The organism is Candidatus Nitrosotenuis uzonensis (assembly GCF_000723185.1).
Lineage (GTDB): Archaea > Thermoproteota > Nitrososphaeria > Nitrososphaerales > Nitrosopumilaceae > Nitrosotenuis > Nitrosotenuis uzonensis.
Window position 1 is genome coordinate 46,707 of record NZ_CBTY010000011.1, and the last position, 21,144, is coordinate 67,850.

The 21,144-nt window shown below is 43.7% G+C and carries 22 protein-coding genes and 1 tRNA gene; 12 read left to right on the forward strand and 11 right to left on the reverse strand.

Translation table 11 applies throughout. From position 1 onward, the window contains the following. Positions 1-39: 39 nt before the first annotated feature. From NITUZ_RS09890 to NITUZ_RS08525, 5 genes are read left to right on the forward strand one after another with little or no spacing between them, the layout of a single operon-like run. A complete protein-coding gene (locus NITUZ_RS09890) occupies positions 40-480 on the forward strand; it encodes a DnaJ domain-containing protein (protein WP_081844931.1) in 441 nt (146 codons plus the stop codon). 38 nt (positions 481-518) lie between these two features. Then, positions 519-1,613 carry a cobalt-precorrin-5B (C(1))-methyltransferase gene (locus NITUZ_RS08510; protein WP_155991550.1) on the forward strand — a complete coding sequence of 365 codons (1,095 nt, stop codon included), beginning with the start codon at positions 519-521 and terminating at the stop codon, positions 1,611-1,613. Positions 1,614-1,645: 32 nt separating this feature from the next. Beyond that, the gene (locus NITUZ_RS08515) at positions 1,646-2,698 is read left to right on the forward strand and encodes a cobalt-precorrin 5A hydrolase (protein WP_048197184.1); all 1,053 of its coding nucleotides are present in this window, start codon (positions 1,646-1,648) and stop codon (positions 2,696-2,698) included. Then, positions 2,695-3,447 (forward strand): sirohydrochlorin chelatase, encoded by a 753-nt coding sequence (locus tag NITUZ_RS08520; RefSeq protein WP_048197185.1) that lies wholly within the window; start codon positions 2,695-2,697, stop codon positions 3,445-3,447. Before NITUZ_RS08515 ends, NITUZ_RS08520 begins: the two co-directional genes overlap by 4 nt. Then, positions 3,437-4,072 carry a precorrin-8X methylmutase gene (locus NITUZ_RS08525; RefSeq protein ID WP_048197186.1) on the forward strand — a complete coding sequence of 212 codons (636 nt, stop codon included), beginning with the start codon at positions 3,437-3,439 and terminating at the stop codon, positions 4,070-4,072. Before NITUZ_RS08520 ends, NITUZ_RS08525 begins: the two co-directional genes overlap by 11 nt. On the opposite strand, the gene NITUZ_RS08530 is transcribed toward NITUZ_RS08525, so the two are convergent. Beyond that, positions 4,061-5,416, reverse strand: coding sequence for a cobyrinic acid a,c-diamide synthase CobB (locus tag NITUZ_RS08530; RefSeq protein WP_048197380.1), 1,356 nt, complete (start codon positions 5,414-5,416; stop codon positions 4,061-4,063). The genes NITUZ_RS08525 and NITUZ_RS08530 overlap by 12 nt on opposite strands. Positions 5,417-5,485: 69 nt before the next feature. Between NITUZ_RS08530 and cobO the strand changes: the two genes are divergently transcribed. The 3 genes from cobO to NITUZ_RS08545 are packed head-to-tail and all read left to right on the forward strand — an operon-like array spanning position 5,486 to position 7,048. Further along, positions 5,486-6,022, forward strand: a complete 537-nt coding sequence (cobO, locus tag NITUZ_RS08535; RefSeq protein ID WP_048197381.1) for a cob(I)yrinic acid a,c-diamide adenosyltransferase — start codon at positions 5,486-5,488, stop codon at positions 6,020-6,022. Positions 6,023-6,080: 58 nt separating this feature from the next. After that, positions 6,081-6,881: a translation initiation factor IF-2 subunit alpha gene (locus tag NITUZ_RS08540; protein ID WP_048197187.1), complete on the forward strand. Its 801-nt coding sequence runs from the start codon at positions 6,081-6,083 to the stop codon at positions 6,879-6,881. Positions 6,882-6,883: 2 nt separating this feature from the next. Continuing rightward, positions 6,884-7,048, forward strand: coding sequence for an RNA-protein complex protein Nop10 (locus NITUZ_RS08545; protein ID WP_048197188.1), 165 nt, complete (start codon positions 6,884-6,886; stop codon positions 7,046-7,048). On the opposite strand, the gene NITUZ_RS08555 is transcribed toward NITUZ_RS08545, so the two are convergent. Beyond that, on the reverse strand, positions 7,041-9,704 hold the full coding sequence (locus NITUZ_RS08555) for a peptidylprolyl isomerase (protein ID WP_244443854.1): 2,664 nt from the start codon (positions 9,702-9,704) through the stop codon (positions 7,041-7,043). The genes NITUZ_RS08545 and NITUZ_RS08555 overlap by 8 nt on opposite strands. Positions 9,705-9,817: 113 nt before the next feature. On the opposite strand from NITUZ_RS08555, the gene NITUZ_RS08560 reads away from it, so the two are divergent. Continuing rightward, positions 9,818-10,264 (forward strand): YbhB/YbcL family Raf kinase inhibitor-like protein, encoded by a 447-nt coding sequence (locus NITUZ_RS08560; RefSeq protein ID WP_048197385.1) that lies wholly within the window; start codon positions 9,818-9,820, stop codon positions 10,262-10,264. 2 nt (positions 10,265-10,266) lie between these two features. Here the strand turns inward: NITUZ_RS08560 and NITUZ_RS08565 are convergent, their stop codons facing one another. From NITUZ_RS08565 to NITUZ_RS08580, 4 genes are all read right to left on the reverse strand, one after another. Then, positions 10,267-10,644 carry a PIN domain-containing protein gene (locus NITUZ_RS08565; protein ID WP_320409007.1) on the reverse strand — a complete coding sequence of 126 codons (378 nt, stop codon included), beginning with the start codon at positions 10,642-10,644 and terminating at the stop codon, positions 10,267-10,269. Then, positions 10,625-11,887, reverse strand: a complete 1,263-nt coding sequence (locus tag NITUZ_RS08570; protein ID WP_048197189.1) for a translation initiation factor IF-2 subunit gamma — start codon at positions 11,885-11,887, stop codon at positions 10,625-10,627. The genes NITUZ_RS08565 and NITUZ_RS08570 overlap by 20 nt, the downstream gene beginning before the upstream one ends. A gap of 31 nt (positions 11,888-11,918) precedes the next feature. Further along, on the reverse strand, positions 11,919-12,302 hold the full coding sequence (locus tag NITUZ_RS08575) for a 30S ribosomal protein S6e (RefSeq protein WP_048197389.1): 384 nt from the start codon (positions 12,300-12,302) through the stop codon (positions 11,919-11,921). 202 nt (positions 12,303-12,504) lie between these two features. Further along, positions 12,505-12,678, reverse strand: a complete 174-nt coding sequence (locus NITUZ_RS08580; RefSeq protein ID WP_048197190.1) for a hypothetical protein — start codon at positions 12,676-12,678, stop codon at positions 12,505-12,507. Between the two features lie 113 nt (positions 12,679-12,791). Here NITUZ_RS08580 and NITUZ_RS08585 point away from each other — a divergent pair. After that, positions 12,792-12,865: transfer RNA gene (locus NITUZ_RS08585), tRNA-Gly, on the forward strand. A 2-nt stretch (positions 12,866-12,867) separates the two neighbouring features. Here NITUZ_RS08585 and NITUZ_RS08590 read toward each other — a convergent pair. Together NITUZ_RS08590 and NITUZ_RS08595 are read right to left on the reverse strand one after the other, a co-directional pair. After that, the gene (locus NITUZ_RS08590) at positions 12,868-13,809 is read right to left on the reverse strand and encodes a tetratricopeptide repeat protein (RefSeq protein ID WP_048197191.1); all 942 of its coding nucleotides are present in this window, start codon (positions 13,807-13,809) and stop codon (positions 12,868-12,870) included. A gap of 13 nt (positions 13,810-13,822) precedes the next feature. Continuing rightward, positions 13,823-14,383 (reverse strand): type 1 glutamine amidotransferase, encoded by a 561-nt coding sequence (locus NITUZ_RS08595; RefSeq protein ID WP_048197390.1) that lies wholly within the window; start codon positions 14,381-14,383, stop codon positions 13,823-13,825. Positions 14,384-14,469: 86 nt separating this feature from the next. Here NITUZ_RS08595 and NITUZ_RS08600 point away from each other — a divergent pair, with 86 nt between their 5' ends. Then, positions 14,470-15,111, forward strand: a complete 642-nt coding sequence (locus NITUZ_RS08600) for a hypothetical protein (RefSeq protein WP_244443855.1) — start codon at positions 14,470-14,472, stop codon at positions 15,109-15,111. Positions 15,112-15,126: 15 nt separating this feature from the next. On the opposite strand, the gene NITUZ_RS08605 is transcribed toward NITUZ_RS08600, so the two are convergent. The 3 genes from NITUZ_RS08605 to NITUZ_RS08615 form a co-directional block, all read right to left on the reverse strand. Next, complete coding sequence (locus NITUZ_RS08605) at positions 15,127-17,973, reverse strand: UPF0182 family protein (RefSeq protein WP_048197192.1); 2,847 nt, start codon at positions 17,971-17,973, stop codon at positions 15,127-15,129. Between the two features lie 77 nt (positions 17,974-18,050). Beyond that, a complete protein-coding gene (locus tag NITUZ_RS08610) occupies positions 18,051-19,172 on the reverse strand; it encodes a DNA primase small subunit domain-containing protein (RefSeq protein ID WP_048197193.1) in 1,122 nt (373 codons plus the stop codon). Continuing rightward, complete coding sequence (locus NITUZ_RS08615) at positions 19,165-20,175, reverse strand: DNA primase (RefSeq protein WP_048197395.1); 1,011 nt, start codon at positions 20,173-20,175, stop codon at positions 19,165-19,167. Before NITUZ_RS08615 ends, NITUZ_RS08610 begins: the two co-directional genes overlap by 8 nt. Before the next feature lie 99 nt (positions 20,176-20,274). Here NITUZ_RS08615 and NITUZ_RS08620 point away from each other — a divergent pair, with 99 nt between their 5' ends. Beyond that, positions 20,275-21,114, forward strand: a complete 840-nt coding sequence (locus NITUZ_RS08620; protein ID WP_048197194.1) for a deoxyribonuclease IV — start codon at positions 20,275-20,277, stop codon at positions 21,112-21,114. Positions 21,115-21,144: the final 30 nt, after the last annotated feature.

Genomic DNA, 21,144 nt, shown 5'->3' on the forward strand with positions numbered 1-21,144 from the left:
AAGATATAATTTTAAATGTATTAAATACAAATCTGCGCTGTGAATTCCGCTCATTGTTACGGCGTTCTTGGACTGGAAAAAGACGCCACCTTCAAGGAGATAAAGCAGGCATACAGGCAGCTATCCCTCAAATACCATCCAGATAGAAACAGGGACAGAGACGCAGACAGAAAGTTCAGAGAGATAACAGAGGCATACCAGACACTCAGAATAGAGCAAAAAAAGGAAAACACCAAACACAAAGACGCCGAGGTTGCGCACGCTCAATTTTGGAAGTATTATGATAAAGAGACTGCAAAGGAGGTAAAGGTAGGCTACGGCGCCTACCGTGAGGAGCTGAGGCGGAATTTCGGAGTAAATGTCGACCAATACGAAGATCGTCCGGAAAGACCTGTATCGCACAAGACTACCCACATGCTGCTTTACGGCGGCTTGGGCGCAATAGCATTGTGGATAATCATATCAGAGATTCTCAAATAACTGATAAGGTTATTACACAAAATACGTAACTCAGTATCGTGAGCGAGGTAGAAAAGCCGCGGCATAAACTTCGAACAGGGTTTACCACGGGCTCGTGCGCCACCGCTGCTGCCAAGGCAGGTGTGCTTGCAATAATCAATCAAAAAAAAATCGATGCCGCAGAAATCTTACTCCCAAAAGGAAATAGACTGACACTTAACATATCAAAATGCGAATTTGACATGAAATCTGCAAGATGTTCTGTAATAAAGGACGGAGGTGATGACCCTGATGTGACCCATGGCGCGGAGATCATCTCCGAAGTTTACATAACAGATAAGAAAAATCAGATAGAGATCGACGGGGGTGAGGGTGTTGGAAGAGTTACCAAGCCTGGGCTCGGACTGGAAATAGGTACCGCAGCCATAAACCCGACTCCAAAAAAGATGATCATAGAGAATCTCATTGAAACAGGAAAGAAGATTCTTCAGACAAATGGAATCAAAGTTATAATCACAGTCCCAAATGGCAAGGAACTGGCACAAAAAACGGACAATCCAAGACTTGGCATACTGGGTGGAATATCCATACTTGGAACTACTGGAATAGTAATCCCGTATTCAACTGCGTCGTTTGCGGCCGCAATCAGGCAGAGTCTTGATGTCACATTGGCAATGAATGGAGATACGGTAGTTCTCACCACGGGTGGAAGAAGCGAAGAGTTCTCAAAGAAGATTATAGAGCTGCCAGACCACTGCTTTGTTCAGATGGGCGATTTTGCAGGATACACCATACAGCAGTGTGCAAAAAAAGGAATCAAAAAGGCATATGTGGCAGGTTTTGTCGGCAAGCTGGCAAAGATCGCTACAGGAGTCAAGCAGACTCATGTAAAGGGCTCCAAGGTAGACATGGAATTTCTCTCAATGCTAGCACGAAAATGCGGAGCTAGCGAGCAGACCATACAGAAGATAAGGGCTGCGAACACGGCAAGGCATGTTCAGGAAATAATCATGGAGGACAAAGTTGAGGGATTTTTTTCTGCCATCTGCTCTGAAGTCTATAGGCATATGAGGGCTCATTCTGACAATTCGGTTGAGCTTGAGGTGATCTTGTTTGACTTTGATGGTGTGGCACTAGCCAGATACCCCCAGTAATGTATAATATTTGAGAACAAGGCGCAGTATACATGGAAAAGGCGGCCATTCTTGCAATCACTAAAAATGGCATAAAAATTGCATCCTCCATAAGACAACATTTTCCAGACTGGGAGATATTTGCACCATCTAAATTCAGAGACACAACAGATGCGACATGGTATGATGTACAGACGGGGGCAAAGATCATCGAGTTGTTCTCAAAGTATGATGCCATCGTGTGCATTTTCTCTCTTGGTGCAGTGATAAGACTTGTCGCACCGCTACTAAAAGACAAGAGAACGGATCCTGCAGTGATCGTAATTGATGATAAGGCAAGTTTTGTCATTTCTGCCCTTTCAGGACACCTTGGAGGGGCAAATGAGCTTGCCCAACAGATCGCAGACAAGCTTGGAGCCACGCCAGTAATCACTACTGCAGCAGATGTTAACAAGACAATTGCCGTGGATTTGATAGGCAGAGAATTCGGCTGGAAAATAGATGATGATTCCAATGTTACTAGAATAAGCGCATTTATGGTAAATGAGGAAAAAATTGGAATCTATCAGGATTGCGGAGAGAGAAACTGGTGGAATGGCCAGATACCAAAGAATGTCATCATGTATGATGATTTTGCAAGTCTTGGCAATTCAGGATGCAAGGGATTTTTGCTCATATCAGACAAGATTCTAGATGGAAATGTACTTGCAGATGCTGTAGTATACAGACCAAAAACGCTGGTTGCCGGAATCGGCTTGCACACAAATACTACAAAAGAAAAGATACTAGAATGCCTGCGCGTATGTTTTGGGCAGCACAATATAAGCCTCAAGTCACTTGCATGCCTTTCTTCGTTAAAAAAACCCCAGGAAGTAGTTGGATTAAGAGAGGCCGCAGTCGAGCTTGATGTTCCAGTTGTTTACTTTGACAGAGACGAGCTTGCCAAGATAAGCATACCAAATCCGTCCCAGATGGTTCAGGCATATGAGGGTACTCCGAGTGTTTCAGAGGCTGCTGCACTCAAAGCCTCACAAGGCGAGCTCATAGTTGAAAAACAGAAATTTCCTCCAGATCTTACAATAGCGGTGGCACGAATCAGAAAATGAAGCGCGGATTGCTGATAATAGACAGGGGAAGCAAGGAAGACGAGGTAAAGACAGAGCTTTCCACAATATGCAGCAAGGTAATGGAAAGGGGCAACTATGCGTTTGCAGACTATTGTTTTTTGGAGGTAGTCCCGCCGTTCATCAAAGACGGGATCCAAAAATGCCTCAAGGCTGACATAGACTCACTTACTATAGTTCCATATTTTCTGTATCCTGGCAAGAAGGTAAAGATGGCAGTAAATGAGGCAATAAAGTTTCAAGCTGGAACGTCAGTAAAAATGACGTTCACAAAGCCTATGAGCATGCATCCGGCAATGACGGAAATTGTAGAATCCAAGATACAATTGGCGCTAAAAAAGGGAGGAATTGATCTTCCAGACAGCAAGATAGATGTTCTGATAATAGGGCACGGGAGCAAGGATCCGAACGCAAGAATCTCAATACAGTACGTTGCCGACAGTCTGCGTGCAAGATACAAAAGTGTTGATTATTGTTTCCTTGAGATCGAAGAGCCCACTATTCCGCAAGGCATAGAAAAATGCGATAAGAACAAACCAGAAGCTCTTGCAATAGTGTTTTATTTTTTGCACGAAGGCGCACACGTAAAGCGCGATATCTATGGAGATCTCAGTCCGGCACTGGAAAAGTCCCAGATTAAAAAATACGTAATCACAGAGCACATAGGCACGGACGAAAAGATGATTGATTTTATAATCACGCGCGCAAGGGAGGTCGAAGATGCAGACTAGGAAGGGACAGTCAATAGAAGATCAGAGCATGGAGATAATAGAGCAAGAAATAGGAGATCATCCTTATTCTGGCTTTGAGTGGCAAGTAGTCAGACGCATAATCCACTCAACGGCAGATTTTGATTTTGCAAGACAGAACCGCATAATATTTCACAAAGATGCAATAAAAAACGGACTTGGTGCACTAAGAGAGGGGAAAAACATCATAGTTGACGTCAACGGAATAATTGGCCTTTTGAACAAGCAGAACTTGGCAGACTATAAGAACAATGTAATTTGCGATATATCAAACCCTCAGGTAGTAAAAGAGGCAACAAAACTCAACAAGACACGCGCACAGACTGCCATGAGGATGCGTGCCGACGAGATGAATGACGGTATTGTCGTCATAGGAAATGCCCCTACTGCACTATTGGAAGTCATCCAGATGATTAAAGAAGGAATTACAAAACCAAAGCTTGTTGTCGGCATCCCAGTAGGATTTGTGTGTGCCGCAGAGTCAAAAGAAGACCTTCAAAAAATTGACATACCATACATTACAAATAAGGGAAGGAAAGGAGGCAGCCCATGCGCTGCGGCAATAATTAACGCACTCTACAAGATAGTGCGTGAATCATCTTCTTGAATATTTTATGCAGTGTTTGACAAAGTTGCTTGCATGTCTGCTCCGAGCAAAGTAAAGATGCATGTATGATGCAAGCGTGTTGTATTCGATTAGCCCATCTTTTTTGTTTTTTATTCCAGTCCCTATAGTCATCTTGTAAGCAAATTTAGCATCCTTTGGAATCGATTTTAGCTCAGAGTAATGGAATTCATGGCCGAAGAATTGCGATGATTTTGTTGCAACAACGCAGTCCGAGATTGCAGTTCCACTGGTATAGTTGAGCACCATCTTCTTTTCCATGCTTGTCTGTGCATCAAACAGTCCGACCATCTGAAACTTTTTCTTCTCATAGTCAATTGATTTGGTAAGGTACATCAAACCTCCACATTCACCATATATGGGCATCGAGTCCTCTGCAAGCTCCCTGATTGATTTTTTCATCATTTGGTTTCTTGCCAGAGGCTGACCCAGTACCTCTGGGAAGCCTCCCCCTATGTACAGCCCAGAACACGGCGGAGGTCTGGCATCAGATATAGGGCTAAAAAACTCTATTTTTGCTCCATGTCTTTTTAGTGCATCAAAGTTGTCGTAATAGTAGAAATTGAACGATTTGTCAAGTGCCACGGCGATAGTTATCTGTGGCTTTTTGTCTTTGGTTTCCTTTTGGTATGCAAGCATTGGTGCCTTGCTTGCAATCAAGGCGATGCTGTCCACATCTATGAATTTGGAGATCTCGCACGACATTTTGCTTATCTTTTGTCTTATTTCGGTCTGCTCCGTTGCCGGAATCAGACCCAGATGCCTTGATTCCAGTGAAAGAGACTGGTTTTTTGGTATACAGCCAAGAATAGGAATTTTAAGCGTGGCAAGCGCCTCGCGGCACATCATCTCGTGCTTTTTGCTGCCAATCTTGTTGAGAATAAACCCTGCAATTCTGGAATTTCTGTGAAATTTTGTATAACCAAGTGCGGTTGCTGCAATGGAGCGCGCAGTCCTACTTGCATCAAGAACCAGAATTGATGGAGCCTGCAGGATGGATGCGACATGATGTGTGCTTGAAAAATCGGATGCCCCAGAAAAGCCGTCATAATATCCCATGACTCCCTCTATTATGGAGATATCCGATGTGGAGTTTTTCACAAAGCTTCTCATCACTGCTTCATCGCCCATTATCCAGGAATCAAGATTCCTTGCAGCATTACCAGCGGCTGCTGAAAGATATGATGGGTCAATATAGTCTGGCCCAACCTTGAAAGGCTGAACAGAATATCCCCTTTTCCTTAATGCGTGTATAATCGAGCATGTAATCGAGGTTTTGCCTACACCACTGGTGGCTCCTCCCACTACAAGTCTTGGAACATTCAGTTTTCCCACATTTTGCAAACAGGAATCAACTATACCAATCTTTTTACTCTTGGGATGCAAATTCCACGTATGGGAGACGATAACGGTCTTGTAATAGTATACACAGGAAAGGGAAAGGGCAAGACCACAGCGGCTCTTGGAGTTGCCTTCAGGGCAACTGGCCACGGTATGAGAACATGCATGATCCAATTCATCAAGGGATCATGGCATTATGGCGAGATGAGTTCATCAAAAAGACTGGAACCCGAGTTTGAGCTTACTGCAGTAGGCAAGGGCTTTGTTGGTATTATGGATGACAGCTCGCCAAAAGAGGATCATGAAAAAATCGCAAAGGAGGCAATCAGAATAAGCAAGGAAAAGATTCTCTGCGGAAAATACGACATTGTGATCTTGGATGAGATAAACTATGCAGTCAATCTTGGACTGGTCTCAGTAGATGATGTCATGGATTTGATAAGAAACAAACCCAAGAATTTGAGCCTAGTTCTGACCGGCAACCACGCACGAGATGAGCTCATAGATGCTGCAGACCTGGTCACAGAGATGAGGGAAGTAAAGCATCCATTCCAGCGTGGAATCCGCGCAAAGAAAGGCATAGACTATTGAGTACAAATCAGAAACCTGCAGGGTAGCATTAAATTATGTCCTAAAAGCCAGTGTTTTGTTGGCAACAGAGGCCCAAGAATTACCAGAAATCGGCGAGATCGTAGTAGCCACGATAACAAAGCTCACAGATCACGGTGCATATGTCAGCCTTGATGAATATGGTGGACTGCAGGGATTCTTGCATGTATCTGAGATTGCGCCAGGCTGGGTTCGCTCCGTCAGCAAGTTTGTCAGAGAGGGAGAGAAAAAAGTACTTCTTGTCAAGAAGGTAAACCCGAACAGATCTGAGATAGACCTGTCACTAAAACAGGTCTCAAAAGAGCAGCAAAAGAAAAAGTTACTAGAGGTAAAGAGAATCGAGAAAGGCCAGACGCTTATGCAGGCAGTTAAGGATTCTGCTGGCATCTCTGATAAGGAAGTAGAGAAAATCGAAGATGCAGTATTTACAAAATATAATTTCGTTTACGATATGTTTTTGGATGTAGTCACAAAAGGAATATCTGCAATCGAGGAGCTAAAGCTACCAAAGAAGGTGTTATCTGCAATCGAGGAGGCAAGCTCTAAGATAAAACCACCGTCAGTTGAGATAAGGGGAATCTGCGAGATTACATGCAACCGCTCAAACGGCATTGAGGTCATCAAAAACGCCATCCTGGAGGCCATTGCAGGACAAGAGTCCACCATAAACGTCACATATATTGGAGCCCCAAAATACAGGCTGAGCGTAAAGGGGCAGGACTTTAAGACTGCAGAAAGGACACTAAAGCCAATTCTGGAGAAAATACAAAAAGCAATAGAGAAAAACAACGGAACGTTCAGCTTTACAAGGGAAGAATCCAAGAAGACTAGAGAGAGTTAGCCTTGAAATTCCAGATGCGCAAGTGTCCCCAGTGCAAAAGATACACTCTGAAGGACGACTGTGAAAAATGTAATGCCAAGACAGTTACAGTGCACCCTGCAAAGTATTCTCCTGACGATAAATATGCACGTTATCGCATAATGGACAAATTCAAGGAATCTAGTTAACTCGTATTGAGATTATTCTTGCGCTTTCAGTGTCCATAGGCTGATCCTTGGGGTTAGTCTGAAGGGCCGCAATCTTGTCCACAACATCTTTGCCTTCTATTACTTCGCCGAACACTGTGTACTTGCCATCAAGCCATGGTGCGTCGCCAACCATTATGAAGAATTGAGATCCGGCGCTGTTAATGTCAGAGCCGCGCGCCATAGATACTATGTACTTTGTGTGCTTTATGTTACTTAGCTCCGCATTTATAGAGTATCCTGGTCCTCCCGTACCCCAAGTCTGTGGCGGTTCTGACTTTGTGTTAGGATCTCCTCCCTGAATCATGAAATCGGCTATTATCCTATGGAATAGTGTTCCATCATAAAAGTTCGAGTTTGCAAGCTTTACAAAGTTTGCAACTGTGTTTGGAGCCACATCAGGCTTTAACGCTATTACTATATTGCCATGGGGCGTTGAAATTGTGGCAGTCTGTGTTTTGAGTTCAGATGTTTTTTCAGGCTCGCCTTGTTGTTGTGTGGTGGGAGGCACATGATTATCTGGAACGTAATTCTTGTTTACTTCATAAATCAGAACGCCATTGATGGGCCCAGAATTACTTCGTAAAAAGCTACTTGAAATGTATGCTAATTTGAACGGTCCTGTTGAATCTTCTGGAAATTTTATATCATCAGAATAAACTGGCGTAAAACCTGGGAGATACGAATCAGCTTGTCTTTGGTTTGGAATGTCAACGTATGCAAGTGTTGTGAACGGTATTAGCCTGCCTAGCAATGTTTCGTTCCAGAATTCAGGCGTAGCACTAAGACCGTCACTGTATAGGTATCTTGTCTCATCGTATCCTCCAATTCGCATAAACCACTGTTTTTTACTTTCATCGCCTCCCCCTTGTACAAGGAAAAGCGGTGGCTCTTCGTTGTTTATGCGCTGGGCTGCAACATAAATCAGAATGTAATCTGCATCCATCTGTTGTAAAAGATTCCAAGCTTCATCAGGTGAGCTTAAAAGTATTCTTGCTAGTTGTTGTATTCTCTCCGTACTCAAAGTTGCATTGTCGGCAAGAGATGTTCTTTCCCCCAACGTGGTAATCCAGTAACCATAGTCCCACCAAGCAGCAATCACAGCATCTTTAGGAGTATTATTTTTAATCCAATTCATTGCGTCAAGCCAATCGGTTGTGGCAACATTGTAATTGCTTCCACCATTTAGAATTGTAGGTGGAGCTTTTGCACCGCTAACCCAGTTGGTTCCAACAGGTATCATTAGTGGCATAATAAGCAAGATCGTGATTATCACTGAATATGATATTTTGAGTGTTTTGGGATGGCCACGTATTATTTTTTTATTTTGCTGTCTTTCCGGTCTAAACATTTCTTTTGTAAGTATTGCTAGTCCTACAGAACTGAGTATTATAAGACCCAATGATGAAAAAAGCTCCAGTCTTACAAATGCAGAGCTTATGTAGGCGCCCAGTAAGCCAAAGATCAATGCAAATGCATGGACGTCTCGTCTTTGATTATCTACATTTAGAATATTCCTAAAGATAAGCCAAGACCCAATTCCTCCAAAAATCATAATCACTGAATGGAACAAAAATGATTGGAATATTGATGTGGTAGCATGTTCTGCCACAGAGTCAACTAATGGATCAATTGTTGTTAAAAACGGATTTACAGCATTCAGATATCTGAAGCTTGGCATATTAAGAACCCCGGATGAGAGTATTGCAATTCCTGCAATAATTATGGCAATCAGAAGTAAAGCAGAGTTTCGATTTTGTTTCTGCGGATTAAGTTTTTGAATGAATGAACACGCCACAACAAAAGCGGTGGACCCTATAAGTATGAGTCCGTTTGGCTTTGTAAATAGATCCAGTCCAGGTCTTTCAAATGGCATAGTTGCAATTACTGTACCTAGCAGAAAAAGAGGCATCGCCCATGCGAGGAATTTGCCATCCTTTCTTAGAAATGGAAGTGTCATTATGTACATGCCTATTGGCAATAAAAGAAACTCGCTGCCTCCCCAAGCGGAGAAAGAAAATCCAAGGAATATTCCTCCTCCAATTAGCTTTACTGCAGCTATACGCTTTGATGTGGATTTGAGGCCGCTAAGAAAAAGATACAATGCCAAAAGACCATAAAACAGTCCTAATGGTTCGGATTTGAACCATCCAATCGTGCCTCTTGTAATTACAGGTAGGGATACTGAGTAGAGCAGTGCCGCAAAGAGACCCGCTGTTGTTCCACCTATTACTCTGACCAGCGCAAATATGATTATAGCTGTAAGCGAGCCAAATACAACCGGAAAAACTATTGTAAATCCATACAGATCCGAGCCTCCTGCAAATATCTGATAAGTGATGGCTGCTGTGATGTGCAACATGACTTGAGAAGTAGCAGAGATATCTCTCCCTACTGGATACCAGCTCATGTCATCATGCCATGTAGAATATTCTGCAAGGCCGTTCTCTACGATGAATTTGGTTGCCCTATAGTTGAAGAACGGATCAAACTCGTTTAGCTGGAATCCATAATCTGCTGCTTGCGACCTTATCATGGCAGATATGCTAAATGAGAGAGAAAGTACGCCTATTATCAACAGATGATGTAGTGAGAACTCGAAATTTCCTATCTTGAATAGGGTTTTGTTAGAAAGCAATTGATTCTATCCTCGAATATGCGCTTATTACTCTTTTGGGCTTGCGCCTTGCATCAGAATACAAATCATGGCAGAAAAATTTAACTTTGGGAGCATACATTCGTGCATATAACTTGATTTTACAAAGCCCTGCATTTGAGGATGGAAAAGAAATCCCAAAAAAATACGGATACAAAAACGGTAATGCCAGTCCACCCCTCAAGATAAGGGACGTTCCAGAAGGAACAAAATCACTTGTTCTTATAATGGACGATCCTGATGCAATGGGCGCAGTAGGCAAATTATGGGTTCACTGGATAGTCTGGAACATCGATCCAAACACTGCAGATATAGCAGAATCTACAGTTCCAAGTGGCGCAGTACTTGGGATGACAGACTTTGGCCAGATAGGATATGGCGGGCCTGCACCACCTGACAAAAGGCACACATACATCTTCAAATTATACGCACTGAATTCTAGGTTATCTCTTCCAAGTGGAGCTACAAAAAAGCAAGTTGAGGAAGCGATGCAAAATCACATCATTGCGCAAACTTCACTATGTGGGACGTTTGCACCATAGAATTACTCTAGGACTATCTTGTTATTTGAGATAGAGATCACCGAGCCTCCAGATTTTTTTAATTTTGATTTGAGCTCCTTGTCCATCGTGGCCACTATGCCACCATGCTTTTTTATATATGAGACAAATTCCGCATCCGCAAATCTTCCGCCAAGCTTGACTGTCTTGAATGTCTTTATGTAGGAGAGCGTAGCTTCTGCGGCCGATTTTTTTTCCTGATTTTGTGCAAGCTTGGCCAGCTCTGCAAGTACCGTGTCAGGCACTACAAACTGAATGCTGCCTATCTCAGCATCAATTGATGATAGGTTCTTTATTCTGTTATTAGCTAGATGAATTAGAAAGCTGGTATCGCATATTACCTCAACCAACTGTGCCTGCACCAATGAGTCTCCATCTGTCTTCGATTTTTCTGCTGATTGCCACGTTGCTGTTATCAAAGAGGCATACCGGTCTTTTGAACTGGACCTCGATTTTCTCTGCCTTTACCTTGCTAACCTTGGCAAGAACTGGTGCGGTGCCAATGTTAAGGCGTAGTGATTCCCCTGCCTGTATTGGTGTTACCTTGATGTCATTTACAGTTCCAACCGCAGAATCAAACAGATTTACCTCAAGCCTTGCCTCAGACGAGTTGTCAGGTAAGGTTCCCGGCTTGCCTATTACAGAGCCTACTAGCGAATCACTGCGCGTCATGGAAGGGTCCAGTTTTGTTCCTATTGCAACTAGGCCGCCCGGCTTTACCGAGTCGACTATTCCTGCCGCAGTTCCAAGCGAAACAATCTCAGTTATGATTGGCTCGTAGCTGTTCTTTTTAGGATTTACAATTCCTGGTTTGATTTCAACTTCCTCGCCGACTGAGAACAGTCCCTGTGTGAGGCTTCCCCCTATGACACCACCCTTGATTTCCTTGATTCTGGTGCCAGGCTTGTTAACGTCAAACGATCTTAGGACATGCATTACCGGCTCTTTTGACTCTATTCTTTTTGGCGTCGGTATTGTATCCTCTATTGCTCCAATGAGGGCATCTATGTTCAGGCGGGACTGCGCTGAAATTGGAATGATTGGAGATTTTGCGGCCTTGGTTCCCTTGACAAACTTGACAATATCAGAATAGTTTGCAGTTGCCTCCTTGTATGATATTAAATCCACCTTGTTTTGGACTATTACTATCTGCTGTATACCAAGTATCTGTAATGCCAGAAGGTGCTCCTTTGTTTGCGGCTGCGGTACTTTTTGGTTTGCCGCAACAAGAAGCATTGCTCCGTCCATCAATGCCGCACCGGAAAGCATGTTTGCCATCAGGCTTTCGTGACCAGGGCTGTCAACGAAGCTTACTACTCGCGATAGTTCGCTTTCTGCGCCGCAGTTGGGGCATTTTGGCGTTGTCGAATATCCAAGAGGAGGCTCGCAGTTCTTGCACTTGTAGAATGCGGCATCAGAATAACCCACTCGAATAGTGATTCCCCGTTTTAGCTCCTGGCTGTGAATGCTGGTCCATGTACCTGTAAGAGCCTGAATAAGTGTGGTCTTGCCGTGGTCTACATGACCTGCAGTGCCGATGTTCACGCATGGTTGGTATCCGTATTTTTTTACATACCAGTCAGGAAGTGTGTCGCGCCAGTGCATTAGTAATCTGCAAAAATGCTGTTATGTTAATCTATGCCTTTTTTTCTTCTTCTTTTGGAGCTTGCTCTATTTTGAGCTCGCCATCATATGCACAGTTTATCTGGTAGATTTCTTCTGAGATGGTGTTTCCGCGTATAAGTCGCCTTCTTCGCTCTCCCTTCTCGACATTCTTGAGCCCCACTCCCTTTGAGAGCAAAACGGGCTTTCTTGCAGAGCCATAGATATCGTCCCTCATCGGGATGCCAGATTTGTCACTGCCGCCAGTGATCTTGAGCTTTCCTGCAAGGCCCACTATGGCAGCATCAATCTCGTTGCCTATGTGCAGGCCGACAAGTACGTTTGCTTCTTTGTCTTTTAGCTCCTTTGATTGGGATTTTCCTTTCTTGTCCGATACTGTGAGCTTAAAGTTAGCCAAGTATTGCTCAAAAAATCTGAGCAACTAATTAACCTTTGGAGGAAAATTTTTAGTTTCATTCGGGTTATTTTATACGGATGAAAGAGGAGATCGTTTGTCCAAGGTGCAATAATAAGATGACAGACATGCAGGCATGCCACATGATTTGTAATAACTGTGGTGCCCACCTTGATTGCTCTGACAAGGGATCCTTTTGGTAATATCAGAATCCCGGTCTTTTTGGGATATAGTCAGCTGCCATGTTTAGCGCCTTGTCCTTCATTATCTCAAGATATCTTTCATAGTCTGCCTCAAAGCTGCAGTGTGGACACTTGATGTATTCCATATTATCGTCTACTGTTGCCGGTCTTTCACATTCAGGGCACTTGGCATCCATGATATGCTATAGATTTGAAATTATTTACACTTATCCAAAAATCGGATTTGTGTAAAATAAGCTATTACGCCAAGTCAATTACTAGAAATATCTAAAAAACCACCGTAATGTGAGCGGAGTTAGTCCAGCCTGGCAGGACGTCAGCTTCCCAAGCTGAAGGTCGCGGGTTCAATTCCCGCACTCCGCACTCTATAGCTCTTTTATTGCCTGCATTATACTTTCTTTGTCTTTTGCATTTGGCATGTGTTTTAGATAGCTCTCAAAGTCTTCTTTTGCTTCTTTTTTCTTGTTCTGCTCCAGTCTTGTTATGCCTCGATTCTTGTAGATAGGTCCAAATCTTGTCGGGTTTATCTTGATTGCCTTGGTATAGTAAGAGTCGGCCTTGTCGTATTGTTTTGTCTTCAAATAATAGTTTCCCAGTCCCCGGTATGCAAGGTAACATGAATTGTTGTGTTTTATGCTCTGCTCGTAATACTGTACGCATTCTTGCATGTTCTTCTCATTGTATATTCCGCCAAGCAGGCACAATGCAGTGGAGTTGGAGCCGTCAATTGTGATTGCCTCCCTGAGAGTCTTTATTGCCTCTTCCTTTCTGTTTTGCAAGTTGAGTTTCTCTGATACAAAACAGAGTCTGTTTGATTTTTCCTTCGATTTATTTTCAGTCTTTATTTTAGATATTATATCGGATGGTGCCAAGAGTATCATAAGCCTTCCATCTTCTTCCCACAGCTTGTCAAACTGTTTTTCAGGTATTACTCCTATCTGGTCAGGTTGAGGCATATAGTGTATGATTGATTTTTCCTTTTCATCATACCCAGATATGACCGATGCATGCTGGACAGTCTCAAACAGCCCAGGTAGTATTACTATTGGAGGTACGCCCATATCGATTACCTTTTTGAGCTCAGAGAGTGTGGAATGCAGTATGAGGCTGCCAAGGCCGTGTCTTTCGGCAAGTTCTATTCCTTCAATTAATATGCTGCCGTGCATGTTCGGATATTTTTTTGCTATCTCTTTTGCTTCTGCAATAGGCAGGTTTACGTTCCAGTATTGCGATACCGCGCTTACCGCAAGCGGCAGACAGATGTTTTCCTCTGCGACTGCAGGAAGTAAAAGCTCGTGCTCGCTCATGATCTGAGACGCCTCATTTTGTATTAAAACTGATCAGGGATGCAAAGTTTTCGATTATTTTGAGCCCATCATCAGTCATTTCAGGATGGAACTGCGTTCCGAATATTTCAGAGTCTTTGTACTGTATGAGTTCATATCTGCAGTTTGCAGACTCGCCAAGGTGAACAAGATGCTTGCCAAGCTGCGATATCTCGTAGCTGTGGCTCTGGTACACGTTTATCATTCCACTACACAGCGGATTTTCCCGTATGGTCTTAATCGTGCCAGGTCCCTTTTGTACGGCATTCATTTTCCTTATAGTTCCACCTACTGTCAAAGCTAGGATCTCTGCGCCATAACATATGCCAAGTAGCGGTTTTTTCTCATATATGGAATGATTTATCAGCTTTGAGTTTATCGCGTTCATCTGCTGGTTGTTTGTACGTCTTCCAGAGAGTATGAACGAGTTGAACTTTGCAAAGTCGTCTTCGTATAACCTGTCGAACGGAACAAGCTGAAACTTTATTTTCTTTAGTGCAAGGAATTCCGCAATATTACCCGTAAAGACCGAGCCGTTGTCAACTAGCAGTAGCACGCATATGTTCAGCAAGAACTTCTTTTATTTGTGAGCATAAAGTGTGGCTTCAAGCTTTTATAGAGCGAACAATAAATTGGAAACGTTTGAAATCACTTGCTTTGCTGCTAATAATGATAGGTATTGTAGGAGTCAATGTAGCTGATGCGGATCTTGTTGTTCTTGGCAAGGGCAAAGCCCCCATCTATGTTTCCGACAAAAATACGAATCATTTTGATTTTAACAATGATGGTCTAATAGACTATTACGTAAAGGCTCACTATACTGGGAATTCCAAGCAGACTCTCAAGGTAGACTATAAGATACAAGATGAGTGTGTCGATGGCAACACCTATGAGGCGGCCAAGATGAAGCTGGGCTTTACAAGTAGGGATTTTTTCTTTTTTGATAGGACGTGGTTTACCAATCTGGTTGCATGGAATCCATGGTTCAAAGCAGCATCAAATGACGATAACAAGAGAATCGATCTAGTGTCTCTTCCAAAGGGGGCCCTGCCCATAGACTTTCCAGAAAGCGGTGATGATGTCTTGGCAGGTACAGGTAAGAAAGGATCATTTACTCACACAAGCACCATAAAAGAGCTTGATGGTCAGCCTGGCTGGGAAGGTACCATATTCTTTAGCGGTCCGGCAGGTGAGTACTTTATGTGGACAGTACACCCAGCAGACGGAACGGAAGGGTGCGATACACTTTCGGCGTTTGGAATACCCATCATAATAGAGCCGTAACTACAGGCGCTCGTTTTACTTGCCGACATCGATTGTGATATAGTGCAATTCAGGTATTCCATCTACTGTCTTGATGACGCCCAAGTTTATTGCCTCCTCATCTTGCCACAAGAGTACTCGTTTGGTACCTGCAGTGACATGTTCTGAGATGAACTTGTTTAGAAGCTCGTTTGTCGTATCCATGTCCGCCCTGCTAAACAGTGACACGTCTCCTTCCTTGAACGAGAGCGGCACCTGCAGTGATGTCGGCGTGACAATCTCCAATCCACGCTCCTCAAATATTGTACGGACGGTTTTTATTCTCTCATCCTTGTTGAATCCTACTTCGGCTTGCTGCGATGATGGTGATACAACTCCTGCCAGCTCACGCAGATAGGTCTCAAATGCCTCCTGCGGCGTATTGCCAAGGCCTACATAGTATTCACCGTTAAATGCAGCGCCCACTGCTGCTATAGTCCCAAGCTGGGCTACGACGCCTCCGCCAGAGCCTGCAGTGTATACTGGAATAAAGTAAACATCGTGCTGGCCTACCTGATACAGTATGTTATCGCCTATTCTCGGAGTTCGAAGTAGTGTCTTTAGTTGCGCAAACTCGCTGTCCTTGTCAAGCGCTTCCCTTACAGCTGTTGGGCCAATCAGTTTTGTAGCTGAATCCCTTGGTACCTCGTAGAACTGCATATTGCCAAATGTGGCCAGATCGTTCTCAACTATCATGTATCCTGAGAGGTTTCTTCCCTGTCCTCCCCTTTGCTCAAGCGACAGTAACCCAAGGAACTTGACGCTATCAAATCCCGGAGGTTTGGCGTTGATATAGTATGCTTCCAGATTGGTTGGAATGACGTAGAATTCGCTTGCCTGAATGAACTTTTCAGTGTCTGTGACATGATAGATGTTGAACATTTCCGTCTTCCATGTGAAGAGCTCTTGCGGGTATCTTAGCTGATCAGAGAGCCAAGCCGGCATCGGATGGAACTTGTCTCCATATTGACTCTCTATTATGTTTGCAAAATAATCATCGCCGTACTTGATCAGGGTGATGTCTCCATGATACGTGTCAATCAAAGCAAATCCAATCAGTCGTAGGTACGGGTTGCCCATTGACCAGGGAACGGCATGTGTGTCAAACCCGACTATTAGCGGCATGAGCCAGTAAGTGTTCTGGCCATCAGTTACGGGGAAAAAGTCAAGCTGCTGGCCGAATAAATTATACAGGAAATACGGATACAGGGTGCTCATTCTAGAGTATACATCCTTGTACCTCATTACGTGAACAGAATCTGCTGGAAATGAAAGAAGGAAGTTTGGCTCAAAGACATAGCTTGTGGGTGGTGATACTGTGATACCTCCCCTTCCGGCGTAAAACGCGTTGTTAAGCTCTGCACTTACATCCCCACGATTTGTAGGGTATGCAGACCAGTTGTCCGCAAACAGGCCTCCTTCACCATAGTAGATTGTTCTCTGGGAGAAGAGCCTGCTGCTTTCCACCGATTGACCTGTGGTTGCATCAAGGGTAAGGAATCCATTTGGAACGTGAGTGTATACTAGATGCTCGTTGTACCATCTGTTCTCAAGGCTTACCGTAGGCGGGAGCACAGGCTTCATGGAAGCAGTCCAGTACAGTGTGTTGTTAAATCTGAGTATGTCATTGTCCTCAAAGTCAAGGTACGGAATAAGTCCTATCTCCGGCTTCATCTTGGCAAACGCTGCCTCCCAGTCCCAGATTCTAACAGAATTGAGCACGTCGTTATTTTGCGATATGTAACTTCGTATGTTGTTTGGCGATACGGATGTCAGCTTGACATCGTTTGTGGTGATCTTGATTTTGTCAAGCTCGCCAAGGTAGCGGTTGACATCTATTTGCTGCTTTGTGTACGGGCCAAGGAACTCTATTTTTCTGGCATCGGCAATACTGTTATTGACTGCCATGATAGAGCCAGCAATGATTGCAATTGCAATTAATGCAAACACGCGTACATAGATGTCTCGCTTAATTGGATGCGTTAGCACCTTGGACCTGAATTTATCAAATATTGAAAATGCGATCAGTACAAAACCTGCTGCCAGAGTACCTCCTATTGCATACTTGGTGTTGTAGTCAATCTGTGGGGTAAAGAACATGTTAATGCCTGCCCAGACTATGCCTATTCCTATCACTCCTTCTATAGTGGAGACATAGTTGAGGAATTTGGGCTTGCCCTGCATCGAGTCAGATATGTAAGAGGTGATCACCTTCACTATTGAGTGCAGGCCGACATAGATTGCAAGCCTTACGCCGATTACTGCAAGTATTGGAGGAATAAGGATTGTCAGCGCAGGTATGAGCGGTATGACTGCATCTGTGGCATTGATTGTTTGTGGTGTTACAAACGGCAGTGTAAATATCTGCGGCAGGTTTTCCACTCCAAGATCGTTGCCGTCCATAAGATACGCGATTGCAAGTCCGAACATAATGTTCACAAAGAATACGCCAAAGAGGAAGATCTTTGTTATCTGCCATATTACAAATTGGGGAACGCTTAACCTATAATCACGAAAATTGGAAATGTTTCTTGATACCGGATCATGTGTGGTTCTGTTCAGGAATGTGATGGCCACATGCACGGCATACCAGAATATCGAGGAGCGGTTTTTGACATCCACGTTTATGAGTGCTATTGCAGAGAGGACAAGTGCTGAGATTATGGAATAGTGAAGCGGTTTTGTGAACTGCTCGCCGAACTCGGCCATGTTCATGGCCAGTATGACGCCTTGGTTGCCGACTATAACAAGCACTATTATGCCTATTGCGGCAATTATTCCAAGTCGTATGTATCTACCTGCGTCTGGCTGCGGCGCGTTAGATTCGGTCGATGAGCTATACAAAATCAAAGTAGCTCCTTTGTGGACAAATTAATGTCTTAGCCTCCATAATGCTCAGTTTTTGGTGTGTTGGGCATGTTTTATGATAATGTAGCATACCCCTTGCAGAGCATATAGACTGCGGCGTACTTTGGTATCTCTACCCGATCTTTTTTGTATGGGCCGAATTTTTTGTTTTTAAGCTTAAATGTCACCGGGCAGGACGCGGTGACTGCCACCGCATCCCCGTCTATCAGACAGGCATCGACGCCAGGGTTGAATTTTGCAATATCAGAGCATGCCATCTTTGTGAGGCCGCTTTTGCTGTTTATAGTGCCGCCCAACCGGAATATCCTGTGAACATCAATAGTCACGTTTGGGTCTATCTGGACTCCGATCGATTTTTGTAGTGCATCGATTCTCTTTTTTAATGCAAGGTATCCTTCCGAGATAAGCTGCTTTGATACCTTGGCCCTGTTTGATTTTGAGCCAAATAATTCCTTTGCCATTCTTCCCGGCCATCCCTTCTCGTCAAGGTCCGGGAATTTTGATTTTGTAAAGTCGGATGCCTTGGCGCCGAATGTTTCTGGCATTACACCCTTGAACATGATATAGTCGACAAGGTCCGATCGCTCCCTTGATTCGAGTTTTTCATACTCGGAGTTTGTAACGTATATGTGGAACCCTTCATTGCCCGAAAAATAAATGGCAATATCGTCCTTTTTTATTCCAAGATCGGTAACAAGAATTGCTATCAGTTTTCTTACCTCGTTCTTTGCAGCTGAAATGCAGTCAGTGCATAGAACTGATGTCTTTTCATGTTTTGTAGAGTTGCATGCTGGGCATTGCGGTTCTGCAAGAAATACGTTTTTGCAGTCAGTGCAGATCTTGCATGTGTGTCCAGTCCTGCAGGGCAGATTGAGGTCTTTGGCATCGATATCAAAGATGAGATCAGCTCCCTGCCAGTCCTTTTCTGCCATAGGCAGGTTCGGAAACGAGTATCTTGCATTTGAGCAATAAACATCAGACGGAATGTTTGTCATGAGCATCAAGTGCAGCTCCTTGTCCGACTTTAGCGAGATGTGCCTGTTCATGCCAGAGTTGAATTTCTGGTATCCGAACTCGCGCATCTGCGGATTTGGCGGCGTGCGAATCAGATCAAAATGCTCAAAATAATATTTCTTGAATGACTCTTCAAGGAATTTTGCGTCTTTTTCATGCATTTACTTTCTTCCTGCCAAACTGTAGCGGGTTGATTATATTGTTGCATTCTGGTATTGCAAAGCAAAGGTTCTCGCTTCTGAGCTTCTCGCATGATGGACACGCGTATTTGGTGCCACTTCCAAAGTTACCTGCAAGATGTTTTAGCTGGTATAGAGTTATTTTTTCGTTATAATCAGGTGCATTCTTGAATAGTGGGGCGATCTCTTCTATACTCTGACCCTTGTTAAGAAGATACGTTGCAAGCATGAACCTGCCTGAGTGGGGAAGGTTCTCTCCCTTGTTCATTATCTCCATTGCATGCTTTATGCAAGGCGGATATTCCGTTGTCTCGACTATCTGGACGTTGAACTTTTTTGCTAGTAACAAGAGCTGTTCTACTGGTTGTCTGAATGATTCGGCAACATCAGGTATGCTGGAAGAGCGGATCTTTGAGCTTATAAAATTGTCAAGCTCTTTTCTGATCAGCCTGACAGTCTCATGAGCGGTAAGAAACACGCTACCATTGTCTACCAGCCTGTTTACCAGTTTCCACTCTTGCTCGTGAAAATGTACTGCATGCTTTAGATAATCTGAGGCCGGAATTACAAAATAGTCGCTGTTTTTTGTGATATTCATAGAGAAAAGCTCACGGATTATTTTTATTGCAAGCTCGCTTGTCTTGTTTGCAGAATCGTTAAGATCTCGCTCAAGGAATCTTTCTGCTCGCCTTGCTTCCGCAAGAGAGAATCTTTTGATCAGGGTGTTCATTCCGCTTTGTTTGAGCAGAACGACTGCGATAAGAAATGAAAATACTTCCATGTCAAGGTTTTTTATGCTAAAATCTGAATTGAATATCTTCCCGTCTGCTGCCGTCTCGATTCTTCTTACGGCAAGGTCCACTATTGGCTGCAAATCCTCGTCCTTGGCAAACTGCTCCAGTGTAAAACCTTTCTCTCTAAGATAGTTACCAGCTTCAGTCAAAAACGGGTATCTGGCAATCTCTTCTCTTCCCAGTATTAGCACAGAGTTAATCACGTCGATTGCCATTAAAAATCTGAGGTCTTGCTGCCAGTTGCCTCCAAATGGGTGTCGGTTTAAATTATTCAAAAATATCTGCAAGGTATGCGCGTAGGCGTCCACGTTTCTATCTCAGGCTCAATTTCCGCTGCAGTTGATAACGCAATAGAAAGAGACTGCTCTGCGTTTCAGATTTTCACGCGCAGCCCACGTATGTGGACTGCAAAAGACATACCTGAGAAGGACGCCAAGGAGTTCAAGGAAAAACTTGCCTCAAGTAAGATCGACGTTGATGCCACCGTTGTGCATATGCCATATCTGCCGAATCTGGCATCGCCCAATGCAGCAACTCATGCCAAATCGGTTCAGGTTCTGGTAAAGGAAGTCGAAAGATGCGGCAAGCTTGGGATTCCATACCTTGTAGCTCATCTTGGCAGTCATATGGGAGAGGGGGAGCAGAAGGGGATAAAGCAACTTGCGGATGCCTTTACAAAGGCTGCAAGTGTGAAAAACGACGTAACAATACTGCTTGAGAATACCGCAGGACAGAAAAACTCTGTTGGCTCTGACTTTGATCAGTGGGGTGAAATACTCTCCCAGATAAAACCAAAGAACAGGTTCGGTGTCTGCTTTGATACCTGCCATGCGTTTGCATACGGATATGATTTGAGGACGGAAAAAGATGTTGCAGAGACATTCAAAAAATTTGATACCAGTGTGGGATTTGATAATTTGAAGATACTCCACCTCAATGACTCAAAGGGCGAGCTTGGCTCAAATCTTGACAGGCACGAGCACATAGGACTTGGAAAGATAGGTGAGAAAGGCATGGCTGCAGTCATAAAGCTGGCTAACAAGAGAAACATTCCCATTATACTTGAGACTCCCATAGACAATACGCGAGATGATTTTGGTAATTTAAAGAAAGTAAAGGAGCTCGCATAGCTTGAAATTTATTTTTCTATACATGGTGAG

Bases quoted from the DNA above. Each gene is read 5' to 3' on its own strand.
- NITUZ_RS08580 (WP_048197190.1), bottom strand. From the start codon at position 12,678: ATGGATGCCAAGTGCCCTGAATGTGAAAGACCGGCAACAGTAGACGAT.
- NITUZ_RS08620 (WP_048197194.1), top strand. From the start codon at position 20,275: ATGCGCGTAGGCGTCCACGTTTCTATCTCAGGCTCAATTTCCGCTGCA.
- NITUZ_RS08525 (WP_048197186.1), top strand. From the start codon at position 3,437: ATGCAGACTAGGAAGGGACAGTCAATAGAAGATCAGAGCATGGAGATA.
- cobO (WP_048197381.1), top strand. From the start codon at position 5,486: ATGGGAGACGATAACGGTCTTGTAATAGTATACACAGGAAAGGGAAAG.
- NITUZ_RS08515 (WP_048197184.1), top strand. From the start codon at position 1,646: ATGGAAAAGGCGGCCATTCTTGCAATCACTAAAAATGGCATAAAAATT.
- NITUZ_RS08610 (WP_048197193.1), bottom strand. From the start codon at position 19,172: ATGCATGAAAAAGACGCAAAATTCCTTGAAGAGTCATTCAAGAAATAT.
- NITUZ_RS08570 (WP_048197189.1), bottom strand. From the start codon at position 11,887: ATGCACTGGCGCGACACACTTCCTGACTGGTATGTAAAAAAATACGGA.
- NITUZ_RS08520 (WP_048197185.1), top strand. From the start codon at position 2,695: ATGAAGCGCGGATTGCTGATAATAGACAGGGGAAGCAAGGAAGACGAG.
- NITUZ_RS08590 (WP_048197191.1), bottom strand. From the start codon at position 13,809: ATGAGCGAGCACGAGCTTTTACTTCCTGCAGTCGCAGAGGAAAACATC.